Source organism: Flexibacter flexilis DSM 6793 (assembly GCF_900112255.1).
GTDB lineage: Bacteria > Bacteroidota > Bacteroidia > Cytophagales > Flexibacteraceae > Flexibacter > Flexibacter flexilis.
Map to the genome: position 1 here is coordinate 1 of NZ_FOLE01000012.1, position 13,735 is coordinate 13,735.

The following is a 13,735-nucleotide window of genomic DNA, read 5'->3' on the forward strand; positions in this document are numbered from 1 at the left end:
AGATTACCTATATTATCAAACCAAGTATAATCATAAGTTCCACTTGGAGATATACTCAAATTGATGCTGCCGTCTGCGCCACTACATACACTCGGGTTTACTACACTTGATGACAAAGTATAAGGTGCTGGGCTATTTACAGCTCTTGTAATAACAGCCGAACAACCCGCCCCATCTTGTACAAGAATAGTGTAAACATCTACTGGTAAGTTTGTTTGACTTGGGCTATTGCTACCCACATAACCACCTAACGACGTCCAAGTATAAGTAAGTGGAGCCGTAAATGTACCTGTAGTTGTCAATGTAATTGAACCATCAGAAGCACCGCAAAGCGTAACATCAGTTACTGTTGCAGCCAAGCTAAATGGGGCTGGACTTGTGATAATTCTTTGAACAGAATCTACGCAGAATCCTTGTGCAATGATTATTCTATAAATACCTGCTGATAAATTCGTTGCCGAAGATGATGTTAAAGCCGATTGAACTATACCATTTTTCTTCCAAACATACGTTAATGAGCCAGTAGCTCCCGTTACAGTCAATGTAATTGAACCATCAGCAGCATTACAAGCACTTTCATTCGTAGAACTAACAGCCACAGCAAATGGAGCAGGACTAAATACTGTGGTAAAGGCTGTATCTGTACAGAAACCATCTGTTACAATGACACGATAATTACCAGCAGCCAAAATATTGCCTGTTGATGCAGCCGTAGAAACATTATTATTGATTGGAGCAGATATTTTTTGCCACAAATAAGTAGTAGCCGCACTCAAACCAGTTGCAGTAACAGAAGCAGAACCATCTGTACTACCGCAAACAGTTGTAGGAGTAGATGTTGCTACCAAACCTGCGATTGGACTAGTTACTGTTACTGTAATAGAGTCCATACATGAATTATTTACAGCCACCACTACTCTATATTGTCCTGCGGCTAAGGCTGCGAGGTTTTGAGTATTAGCAATAAATGTTCTTGCAGGAAGTGCATACCACGCAAAAGTTGGCGCGGTAGAAAATCCTGATACAGTAAGAGCAATAGCACCATCTGCACTACCGCAAGAAGATGTACGTGTTACTACAGGAGTAACTGTTGTTCCTGCTGGCAATGGTGCAGTAATTGTAGCAGTATAAGAAGCCGAACATGAGGCATCTGTTACCGTTAAAATATAAGTTCCTGCAGGGAAATTCACCAAATCTTTTGTTGTCGCTACAACAGTACTTCCATCACTCCAAGAGAATGAAGGAGTAGTTCCATTAGTAATCGTTACTACAATAGAACCATCAGAAGCACCGCAAGCAGAAGCGGGTGTTACAACACTTGATACCAAAAGGCCAGGAACTACAGGTATTGAAATAGAAGCTGTAGCAGTAGGGCTAGCCAAACAGCCAATACCACTTGGTGTCATCACGACATCAACCGTTGTATTAGCTGTTAATCCTGTTACATTGAGCACATTACTTGTACCACTTTGAACTGGGGTAGAAGAACCATTCACAAACCAATCATAAGTAGGCGTTGCACCACCGTTAGTAGGCGTTGCAGTAATCACTACATTATTTCCTATACATATAGAACCGCTTGGTGTACGAGACAATGAAACAGAAGCAGTTATAATAGAAGTAACCGTTACATCAACTGTAAGTGGGGTGCTAGAACAGCCATTAGCAGAAGAAGTAATTGTATAACGAACAACACCTGTTCCCGTTAGTGCTTGAGCAATAGAGCTACCACTACCTGCCGAGAAACCAGTTACAGTACCACTCACTAAACTTGCTGTCCAGTTAAATACCGCTGCCCCACTCGAACTACTTAAACTAATATTAGTAGAAGCCGTAGAACAAATCATTTCAGCAGTTGGCGTTGCTGTAACATCAGGGATTGGCGTTACTGTTACCGTCGCACTACCAGAAACAGTGCCCGTACAATTCGCATCACTCACACTTACCAAACTATAAGTCGTTGTCGCACTCGGACTTACACTGATTGTATGTGGCGAAGTTAAGATATTGTTTACGGTTACATTTCCTGTACCGTCATTATACACCAAATTCCATGGCGCACTGCCCGTCAACACCACACTTAAACTCGCACTGCCACCAGAACAAAAATTACCTGTGCCTGACAAACTCGCAGTTGGCAATGGTTTTACCGTTACCGTCGCACTACCTGAAACAGTGCCTGTACAGTTCGCATCACTTACACTCACCAAACTATAAGTCGTTGTTGAACTTGGACTTACACTGATTGTATGTGGCGAAGTTAAGATATTGTTTACGGTTACATTTCCTGTACCGTCATTATACACCAAATTCCATGGTGCACTACCTGTTAATACCACACTCAAATTCGCACTACCACCAGAACAGAAATTACCTGTGCCCGACAAACTCGCCGTTGGCAATGGTTTTACCGTTACCGTCGCACTACCTGAAACAGTGCCAGTACAGTTCGCATCACTCACACTCACCAAATTGTATGTCGTCGTTGTACTTGGACTTACACTGATTGTATGCGGTGATACTAAAATATTATTTACCGTAATATTGCTTGTGCCGTCATTATACACCAAACTCCATGGTGCACTACCTGTCAACACCACACTCAAATTCGCACTGCCACCAGAACAGAAATTGCCTGTGCCTGACAAACTCGCCGTTGGCAATGGTTTTACTGTTACCGTCGCACTACCTGAAACAGTGCCTGTACAGTTCGCATCACTCACACTCACCAAACTATAAGTCGTCGTTGTACTTGGACTTACACTGATTGTATGTGGCGAAGTTAAGATATTGTTTACGGTTACATTTCCTGTACCGTCATTATACACCAAACTCCATGGTGCACTACCTGTGAATACCACACTCAAATTCGCACTGCCACCAGAACAGAAATTACCTGTGCCCGACAAACTCGCAGTTGGCAATGGTTTTACTGTTACCGTCGCACTACCTGAAACAGTGCCTGTACAGTTCGCATCACTCACACTTACCAAATTATATGTCGTCGTTGTACTTGGACTTACACTAATTGTATGCGGTGATACTAAAATATTATTTACCGTAATATTGCTTGTGCCGTCATTATACACCAAAATCCATGGCGCACTGCCCGTCAACACCACACTCAAATTCGCACTGCCACCAGAACATATATTACCTGTACCCGACAAACTCGCCGTTGGTAGTGGTTTTACCGTTACATCTACTGTTATAGTATTTCCACTACAACCATTTGCACTAGAATTTATAGTATAACGTACTACACCTGAGCCTGTTAGTATTTGGGCAATGGTACTACCACTACCTGCTGAAAAACCACTCACTGTTCCACTTACCAAACTGGCTGTCCAGCTCATAGTCGTAGTGGGTACTGTACTCGTCAAGGCTATATTAGTTGCTCCTCCACTACACAATGTCTCACTAGATGGTGTCGCTGTTATTACTGGCAATGGTTTTACTGTTACTGTCGCACTACCTGAAACAGTGCCTGTACAGTTCGCATCACTCACACTCACCAAATTGTATGTCGTCGTTGTACTTGGACTTACACTAATTGTATGTGGCGATACCAATATATTATTTACGGTTACATTTCCTGTGCCGTCATTATACACCAAACTCCATGGGGCTGTTCCCGTCAACACCACACTTAAACTCGCACTGCCACCAGCACATATATTACCTGTACCCGACAAACTCGCAGTTGGAGCTTGTTTCACTGTTACATCTACTGTTATAGTACTTCCACTACAACCATTTGCAGTGGCCGTAATTGTATAACGAACTACTCCAATGCCCGTAAGTGTCTGAGCTATAGTGCTGCCACTGCCTGCTGAAAAACCTGATACACTGCCACTTATGCCTGATGCCGTCCAGCTAAACGTAGCACCCGCTACACCACTCGTCAATGCTATGTTCGTACTTGTCCCACTACAGATTGCATCACTTGGTGGGGTAGCTATTACATTTGGCAACGGATTTACTGTTACTGTTGCACTACCTGATACAGTGCCAGTACAATTCGCATCACTTACACTCACCAAACTATAAGTCGTTGTCGCACTAGGACTTACACTGATTGTATGTGGCGAAGTTAAGATATTATTGACTGTTACATTTCCTGTACCGTCATTATACACCAAAACCCATGGGGCACTGCCCGTCAAGGCTATACTAATGCTGCTACTTGCTCCACTACAAATAGTGCCAACACCCGAAAGGGTTGCTGTTGGTAATGGTTTTACCGTTATATCTACAAAAATTGCACTTCCTGTACAACCATTTGCACTTGAATTTACGGTATAGCGAACCACGCCTACACCACTGAGTGCCTGTGCAATCGTACTGCCACTACCATCAGCGAAGCCAGTTACTGTTCCGCTTAGCAAACTTGCTGTCCAAGCAAAAGTAGCAGAAGGCGTTGTACTGGTAAGGGCAATATTCGTAGTGCTGCCACTACAAACGCTTGCAGGTGACGGACTTGCCGCTACATCAGGAATCGGTGTAACCGTAACATCAAAGTTGGCGGTATCTTTACAACCATTCGCTGAAGTATATACATACTGAATAGTATATATACCAACACCTGCCACCGACGGTGTGAAAACGCCACCAGCCGTAAGACCCGTTTGAGTAAGGAAAGTTCCCGTACCTCCTGCTGGCGTACCGCTGCCCACCGCTGTTACTGCAGGGTCATTAATACAGTACGAACTATTTATACCCGAAATAGAAGCCACAGGGGTCTCAAGTACATTAAAGCTCTGAGAAATAGAGTCTTTACAACCCGCAGCGTTAATCGCTATAAACTTAATCGTATGCGAACCCAGCGAAAGAGCCGACGGGTTCAGTATATAATTAGTAGTGGAAGTGCCTACAACTGCCTCATCTAACTTAAAGGTACCTGAAGTAGAACCACCTGTAATAGTGGCCGCCGAAATATTATTACAATACGAAGAAGATAAGCCAGTGATTGAGGCTGTTGGATTATTAAAAACTGTAATATTTTTAGTTGCTTTACCTCCGCAAACAGAAGGATTTGATACTGTAAGTACAATACCATTACCAGCATTACTTGAAAACCATCTTACTTTGTGAGGGCCGTACCCGAACTTAGTTGTACCGCCACCCAAAAATTCTCCTAAACCTGCAAGTTCCCACTTATAGGTAAAAAAAGGAGAAAATGCTACAGATGCAGCCACAGTAGTGTATTCATTAATACAGACAGACGTAGGAGAGTAAGTAAAATCAACAGGAGATGATGGTTTTATATTAACATTAAAAGTAGTGGTATCAGAACAACCTTTTATATCTACAAAAACACAAGTAAATAGCACATTACCTACTGCAAGTTGACTTGGGTTAACATAATCAATACCGACATTTGTATTAGATTTTACCAAAGTTTGTAAGTTATTAGACGCGTCTAAATACGTCCAAGTAAATGTACCAGGCAAAGCATCTGCATTTGTAGATGTTTTGATTTGGAAGGGCTCAGCATTAGAACATACACTGGAAGTAACAGTTGACGTTAAAGTGATTTGAGGGTTTTCTGTTATTTCAACAGACAGTGAATACGAAGTAAATATATCATTAACTAGGACTATAAATATATTATAATTAGCAGCAGCACATAGGTTTTCTCTGTGATATAATCCAGTATCGGCACTAAAACCCAAATCTTCCCAATAAAAGATATAATCATTATAGTTTCCAGTAAAATTAGGAATATCTGTAATAGTAATAGAACCATCACAAGCATTATAACATGAAACATTTGTTACAGTTGCCGTCTGTGCCTGCGCAGTATTTCCCCACAAGGATAAAAGCCCAAAGAAAACTATTGGTAGAAATAAAGTAAATATCTTTTTCATGGCACTTAAGAGTATAGGGGAATAATTGAATACCAGCGAATTTGTGTTTTTGTGTGTCATCTGACTATAAGCACTACGATGTATAAACCGACTTGACCATAAACAAGTATAGCCTCCCTTGTCATCGCAAGGAGGCCTCTTTCGACTCAAATAACAACGGTTCTGTCGGTTCATTTGTTTTTGATTGGAATTAGCAAAACAACTAACAACGATGTTGTAACTATTTATATCATTCGGAGTGGTATGGTAAATATTCTAATCAATACTTCTAATATTTTTTATAATTTTATCAATAAAACACAAATGACATCCCAAGCGAATTTCGCTCCATAATAAGTCAGTGTACTTGTCTTCAAATCAACCTAAATAATATAGCGAGTACGCAGGTTCCTTAATAGATAAATCATAACAAAACTATCAATTTTCAACAAACAATCACAACATACTGCCATTTTTTTTACGCAACAAACACATAAAACACTAGCAATCAACAAATTACTTCCTATCTTGTGACGGTTGAAAAAAACTATTGGTTACATCAAGCCAGTACTTAGACCACTGTTGCCACCAAACCCCATAATCAAACATGGCCACAGGTGGTTGTGTTGGTTGCGCTATTCCGCCCTCGCTTTCCACTAATTTTTTAGTAACCGTTTCTAATATCTGTTCGCAACTTTGGCCACGCTTATAGGCAAGCAACTTAATCTGATTGGCAATCACATCCTCTGACAGCCAAGCGTCCGTTTCCTCGTCCGCAAATGCCGTGATGCCGCCCACTTCAAGTGTTTGATCGTCTTGAACAATATTATTCACGTTCATGCTGGTAACAAAGCCAGCAAAATTATTGCCAGAAGCAGAAACAAACTGCTCCGACAACTCACTATTGTTGGGTATTCTGGTGTTATTTTTGTTAGCCATCGTTCTTCTATTTAATTTTTAGTCTATGCCATTGGCACATCTTCCCAATAAATAAACGTTGCGTAGCCTCTCATCTGCCTTCATGTAAACATTCACAAGGCAGAGGCCATCAGCAATACCTTGTGAATGAATAAACCTTATAAATATTTTTCTTGAATAAGCGTAATTGTATCATCAATACGCTGAGTATTAGCACCTTCGCCAATGGCTATAAAATCCCAACCATTTCCGCGACGTACCAATTTACCCATAATCATGGCCACACAACCCGCAAATGCTTGTTCGGCAGACAAATTAAAAGTAGCCAAAACATCTCTCACCTCTGTATTGTTTCCTTCAAAAATGCGGATTTTTGAATATGGAATACTGGCAAAATCTTGGCCTTTGTAAGAATTTAGGAAAAAAACAATAGTTTGCACTTCAGGCATCACCTTCGGCAAATCAATTTGAATAATTTCATTGTCGCGGCCATCATCGCCCGACGCATCACCCGTCAAATCGTCGCCACTGTGGCGCACGGCACGGTCTTTTGAAATCGTTTTGTGATAATAAACCGTATAAAGCAACTGTCCGTCTTTATCAAAAGCCGAAACACTACCGTCCAAATCAACAGCATCTTTGCTTTTTAACAAACCAAAAAAGGCCTTACTTTCAATTACACCCCAGTTAAGCCCAACGCACACTTGATGCAAATGGCGACCCGCTTTTTCTAATGAGATGCTTTTACCCTTAGTCAGGTTTATTCCTGTTTTTTTATTGAGTGAGATAGACATAAATCGCGTTTTTTATTTAAAAACCTAAGCCATAAAACCTTTAAAAATAGGTTAAGTCCCTGTGGCTGCAAGTTACAAAATATCAACTGACTATGAAAAAATTAGCTGATACACAGACTTAACGTACCATAGTACAAATGTAGGTTTTTCTTTGGAAAAACAATATTTACGCCTAAGCAAATGCGTTTACATAACCTTCCAAACCTTTATTACTACCCACGCCGACCGCCGTAAAATGCCATTCGCCATTTTCATTGTGCAATTTCCCAAACTCAACGTCTGTATTGTTACCAAACTCGGCATCGAGGTCGTAACGCAAAACTTCGCGCTTAGTTTCCACATCTACGATACGGATATAAGCATTTTGCAAAAGACCAAAACTATGACGACGCGCCGCAGCCTCGTGTATCGAAACAGTTACCAATATATCTTTCACGGCACTATTGACTATCGGCAAATTCACCAAAATCATTTCGTCATCCTCGTCGCCTGCACCCGTGCGGTTGTCGCCTGTGTGCTGCACTGAGCCATCGCCCGACTTGAGATTATTAAAAAACACAAAATACTCCTCTCCTACCAGTTTGCCATTAGAGGCAAGCATAAAAACAGAAGCATCTAAATCAAGTTTCTGACCTTGAGTCATTTCCCAACCCAAACCAATCATGATTTTTTTAAGCGCAGGTTCTTTTTTGGTAAGGTTAAAAGAAGAACCTTTTTGAAGTGATATTGCCATTATTGTATTTAATTCGTTTAAAATTATAAACTAATATAGTTAAGTAAAACACGAGTAATGCCACGCCTAAGGCAGATTTAGACATAAATATTCACGTAGCCTTCCAAACCTTTGTTATTGCCTACACCCAATGCCGTAAAATACCATTCGCCATTTTGTTTGTGCAATTTACCAAACTCTACGTCTGTATTAGTTCCAAATTCGGCATCAAGGTCGTAACGCAAAATTTCGCGTTTGGTTTCCACGTCCACGATGCGAATGTACGCATCAGTCAGCAACCCAAAGTTATGGCGGCGTGCCACTGCATCATGAATCGTAGCCACTACCAAAATTTCCGTAACATTCTGACTCACCAGCGGCAAATTCACCAAAATCATTTCGTCGTCCTCGTCGCCCAAACCCGTGCGATTGTCGCCTGTGTGCTGTACAGAGCCGTCTGGCGATTTGAGGTTATTATAAAAAATCAAATATTCGTCTGAAGGCAATTTGCCATTCGCGCCCACCATAAACACCGACGCGTCAAGGTCAAGTTGTGCGCCTTGCTTGAGTTCCCAACCCAAACCAATCATAATTTTTTTGAGTGCTGGTTCTTTTTTTGTCAGGTTCAACGAAGAACCTTTTTGCAATTGTATAGCCATTGTCGTTCTGTTTTTTTGTGTTTATAAATAAGCATTCACATAACCTTCCAAGCCTTTGGTATTGCCTACGCCCACCGCCGTAAAATGCCATTCGCCATTCACATTGGAAAGCTTACCGAACTCTACATCAGTGCTTTGTCCAAATTCTGCATCAAGGTCATAGCGTACAATTTCGGTTTGTGTTTCCACGTCCAGAATACGAATATACGCATCAGTGAGCAGCCCGAAATTATGGCGGCGTGCGGCAGCTTCGTGTATAGTTACCACCACCAACATTTCTTTCACGGCAGCATTTACCAACGGTAAATTCACCAAAATCATTTCGTCGTCGCCATCTCCTACGCCGCTGCGGTTGTCGCCTGTGTGCTGTACCGCGCCGTCTGGCGATTTGAGGTTATTATAAAAAATCAAATATTCGTCCGAAACCAATTTGCCATTGGCCGCCACCATAAACACCGACGCGTCAAGGTCTAAGGCCGCACCCGCTTTCAATTCCCAACCCAGCCCAATCATTACTTTTTTGAGCGATGGTTGCTTTTTGGTAAGGTTCAGAGAAGAACCTTTTTGCAGAGATATACCCATTTCTATATTTTTAATTATTTTTAAAAATAAATAAAAGAAGTTCTTGTGATTAAAAACTTCGGCGAAAGATAAATGTCTGGTTTTGGCTTTCCAACAAATTATATAAAAAAGCAGCAGGCACATTATAAACGGCCTGCTGCTTTGATGAAGGAATTGTTATAGTATTATTATCCTAACGATTTGGAATATCTGCCTGCGTAATCTGTACTACGGCTTCTTGCTCGCGCAAACGCAACACTGCTTCTACTACTTCGGAGATAGCGTCCGAACACACCACGATAAACGCGCCTGTCGGGGCAGTAGTTACCGCAAATTCTACGGCAGCCACTTCGTCTGGAATATTCGTAATTTTCATAGACGGACGACTTTGGCGGATACCAGCTTCCAAAAGCTCCACGATTTCGTTGTCTTGGCGGCCACGCAAGTTTTTATCTTGCCTAATGATTACCTCGTCAAAAATTTCGCCAGCCAACACGCCCAACTCCATTATATCCTCGTTGCGGCGGTCTCCGACACCCGTCAGAATACCGATTTTTGGCGCATCTTCTATCCTTTCCAAGAAACGCCCCAACGCCTGCAAGCCCGCAGGATTGTGCGCATAATCTATCATTACCGTAAGCCTGTTGAACTTAAACATATTCATACGGCCTGGCGTTTGAGTCGGCGACGGGATAAACGTTTCCAAAGCCACACGAATATCTTCCGTTTTGAAATTGCTCAAAAATCCAGCCAATACCGCAGGTAAAATATTCTGAATCATGAAGATAGCCTTACCCGCAAATGTCAATGGGATATTCACGATTTTGGCAATACGAATTTTCCAAGTGCCTTTACAAACCGTGATATAACCGTTTTCGGCAATGGCGGCGTAGCCTCCCGCTTGGCAATGCTCGATAATGCGCGGGTTCGTTTCGTCCATGCTAAATAGCGCGATTTTAGACGAAACCGACTTGCCCATATTGTACACCAAATCATCATCAGCGTTCAAAATCGCATAGCCGTCTTTTTTCACGCTTTCCACTACCACGCCTTTTACTCTGGCCATCTCCTCCACCGTATTGATGTCGTGCAGGCCTAAGTGGTCGGCGGCTACGTTGGTCACGATGCCAATATCTGATTTATCAAAACCCAAACCAGCCCGAATAATGCCACCTCTGGCGCATTCCAACACCGCAAACTCAACAGTTGGGTCTTTCAAGACAAAAGCGGCACTCACAGGTCCCGTGCAATCGCCTTTTTCTACCATTTGGTTATGGATATAAATGCCGTCGGTAGTAGTGAAACCCACCTTAATACCCGTCGTTTTGACGATATGCGCAATCAGGCGCGTAGTCGTCGTTTTTCCGTTTGTCCCCGACACGGCGATAATCGGAATGCGTGCGTTGCTGCCAGGCGGATAAAGCATATCCAACACAGGTTCGGCCACGTTGCGCGGCAGTCCGCTGGTTGGGGCAATGTGCATCCTAAAACCTGGGGCTGCGTTTACTTCCAACACTGCACCGCCACTTTCGTTGAGCGGAATGCTAATGTCGTGCGTCATTACGTCTATACCGCAAATATCCAAGCCAATAATACGCGAAATGCGTTCGGCCATAAACACATTGTACGGGTGTACCAAATCGGTTACGTCAGTGGACGTGCCGCCCGTACTCAAATTGGCCGTTGCTTTCAAGTAAAGCTCTTCGCCTTCTGGTAGCACAGAATCCAACGTCAGGCCTTTTTCTTTCAAAATATCCAAAGAACTTTGGTCTATCTTAATGGCTGTCAGCACTTTTTCGTGCCCGTAACCTCTGCGCGGGTCGGAGTTTACCACATCTACCAATTGCTGAACCGTAGATTTGCCATCGCCCACCACCGCGGCAGGCGTGCGTTTGGCGGCTGCCGTAAATTTGTGGTCAATGACCAAAAGCCTGTAATCGTGGCCAGTAATGAATCTTTCAAAAATAACCCCCGAAGAAATGCGCTGCGCCACCTCAAGGGCTTTTTCGGCTTCTTCCCACGTTTTTATATTAATGGTTGCGCCGCGTCCGTGATTACCGTTTACGGGCTTGGCCACCAACGGAAATCCTACGCGATTCACGACCGAATGTAAATCGTCTATATCATACACAATATCACCCGAAGCCACAGGAATAGAAGCCGCTTCCAACAGGTTTTTGGTTTCTTCCTTATCGCAGGCAATTTCTACGGCGATATTGCTCGTTTGGCCTGTAACAGTGGCCTGTATGCGTTGTTGGCGAATGCCATAGCCCAACTGTACCAACGAATGGCGGTTTAGGCGCAAAAACGGAATATCTCTGGCAACGGCTTCGTCCACGATAGAACCCGTACTTGGCCCCAAACGCTCATCTTCGCGTATTTCGCGCATGGTTTGAAGGTCTTTTTCCAAATCCAAATACGGTTCGCTTTTTACCAAAGCCTCCGCAATACGCACCGACGCACGCGCGGCATACACACCCGCTTTTTCTTCCATGTACGCAAACACCACATGATAAACGCCGTATTGCCCAGTACTACGCGTGCGGCCAAAACCTACGTCCATGCCTGCAAGCGTCTGTATTTCGAGGGCAATATGTTCTATTACGTGTCCCATCCAAGTACCTTCTTCCACACGTTTAAAGAAACCGCCTGAGCAGCCTTCCGAACAACGATGTTCGTACAGCGTCGGGAGCAATTGCTCCAACTTTTCTCTAAAACCTTCTATGTGATTGGTGGGGCGTTCTTCGAGTTCTTCGAGGTCGAGCTTCATTACGATGAGCTTGTGTCTGCGAACAGACCAATAGTTGGGGCCGCGCATAGCCCGAATATCCAGTATTTTCATACGAAAAGCGGTTAGTAAAATTCCCTATAAGCGATGATTATTTAGTTTTAAATAAAACAGACAACACTAATAAAATGTATCTTGGCATTAAACTAATACATTATTTTGAATAAATCCACTTTTACGGAATAAAATTTACAACTTTTTGATAAAAATATTTTCACAAATCCAAGAAACAGACCTAAATACAAAAGGGGTATTGCCAGAAAAAACAATTTTTCACAGCAACACCCCTCTTTTTTGAAGGCATTTTCAAGAAATTTACTTTTAAGCTAAAACTGCTTTTATCCTTCTCTATAAAAATTCAACGCTTCTTTAATGTCTTTGGTCGTAATGGCTTGGTCGTAGTTGGCTTCGCCTATTTTTTGCAGCAACGAGCACATAATTTTGCCTTGCTTATTCTTTTTGTCTTGGCTCACCAGTGGCACAATGGCTGTTAAATCTTCCTCCGAAAGCGTTATTTTTCCAAAGTAAACATAGATAAACTCCTCAATTTGAGCGAGTTCTTTCTCTGAAATAAAACCTTTTTGCTGAGAAATAAAGCTTTCGCAAATCATCCCGACGGCGATGGCCTCACCGTGCAACAATTGTTCTTTGGCGGGCTTGGTCAGGAAATGACTCTCGACGGCGTGGCCAATCGTATGTCCAAAATTCAAAATCTTGCGCAAACCTTTTTCGGTTGGGTCTTGCGCTACTACTTGCTGTTTGATGGCTACCGAATGTTGTACAAGTTCCAAAAATGGCTGCTCGTGCAAATCGTAGCGGCGCAACTTATCCCAACGCGTCGCATCGGCAATAAGGCAATGTTTTATTACTTCCGCAAAGCCCGAACGAAGTTCGCGTTCTGGCAATGTTTTGAGAAAATCCGAGAAAATCCAAACCGAAAGCGGCTCTGCAAACACGCCAATTTGATTTTTAAAACCCTCAAAATCAACACCAGTTTTGCCGCCTGTGGCCGCATCAGCTTGCGCCAGTAGCGTAGTGGGCAGTTGCACGAAACGAATACCGCGTTTGTAAAGAGCCGCACAAAATCCGCCCATATCCCCTATCACACCGCCGCCCACATTGAGCAAAAGCGCATGACGGTCGGCAGCTACCGCACCCAATTTGTGCCAAATCTGCTGGCAAGTTTCAAGGTTTTTGTGTAGCTCGCCTGCTGGAATTTCCAACAGCGTATGTTTGGGCAAATGCGGTTTTACTAACGGATAACAATGCTTTTTGGTGTTTTTATCCAACAATACAAACAACTGTGAATAAGGAACTTGTGCTAAATATTCGGCCAAAGCCGCATCAGGCGCAGAATAAAAATGAAGCATAGTTTTGGGGTTAATGAATGTTCAAATTAGGCAAAAAAAAAGTACGACGCTCGCAAAACATCGCACTTTTAAACAAAACAACTA

The 13,735-nt window shown here is 42.7% G+C and carries 8 protein-coding genes; all 8 read right to left on the bottom strand.

The window, feature by feature from the left end; genetic code table 11:
- Positions 1-5,870: beta strand repeat-containing protein (locus tag BM090_RS16210; RefSeq protein WP_177199981.1), on the bottom strand; the 5,870-nt coding region annotated here is incomplete at its 3' end.
- A gap of 495 nt (positions 5,871-6,365) precedes the next feature.
- Positions 6,366-6,788, bottom strand: a complete 423-nt coding sequence (locus BM090_RS16215; RefSeq protein ID WP_091515959.1) for a hypothetical protein — start codon at positions 6,786-6,788, stop codon at positions 6,366-6,368.
- A gap of 137 nt (positions 6,789-6,925) precedes the next feature.
- On the bottom strand, positions 6,926-7,561 hold the full coding sequence (locus BM090_RS16220) for a TerD family protein (RefSeq protein ID WP_091515962.1): 636 nt from the start codon (positions 7,559-7,561) through the stop codon (positions 6,926-6,928).
- A gap of 172 nt (positions 7,562-7,733) precedes the next feature.
- A complete protein-coding gene (locus BM090_RS16225; RefSeq protein WP_091515965.1) occupies positions 7,734-8,294 on the bottom strand; it encodes a TerD family protein in 561 nt (186 codons plus the stop codon).
- A 77-nt stretch (positions 8,295-8,371) separates the two neighbouring features.
- Entirely contained in the window at positions 8,372-8,932 is a 561-nt protein-coding gene (locus BM090_RS16230; protein ID WP_091515969.1) for a TerD family protein, read from the bottom strand.
- 21 nt (positions 8,933-8,953) lie between these two features.
- Entirely contained in the window at positions 8,954-9,514 is a 561-nt protein-coding gene (locus BM090_RS16235; protein WP_091516161.1) for a TerD family protein, read from the bottom strand.
- Positions 9,515-9,686: 172 nt separating this feature from the next.
- Positions 9,687-12,335 (bottom strand): cyanophycin synthetase, encoded by a 2,649-nt coding sequence (cphA, locus tag BM090_RS16240; protein ID WP_091515974.1) that lies wholly within the window; start codon positions 12,333-12,335, stop codon positions 9,687-9,689.
- 284 nt (positions 12,336-12,619) lie between these two features.
- Entirely contained in the window at positions 12,620-13,651 is a 1,032-nt protein-coding gene (aroB, locus tag BM090_RS16245; RefSeq protein ID WP_091515977.1) for a 3-dehydroquinate synthase, read from the bottom strand.
- Between the last annotated feature and the right edge of the window lie 84 nt (positions 13,652-13,735).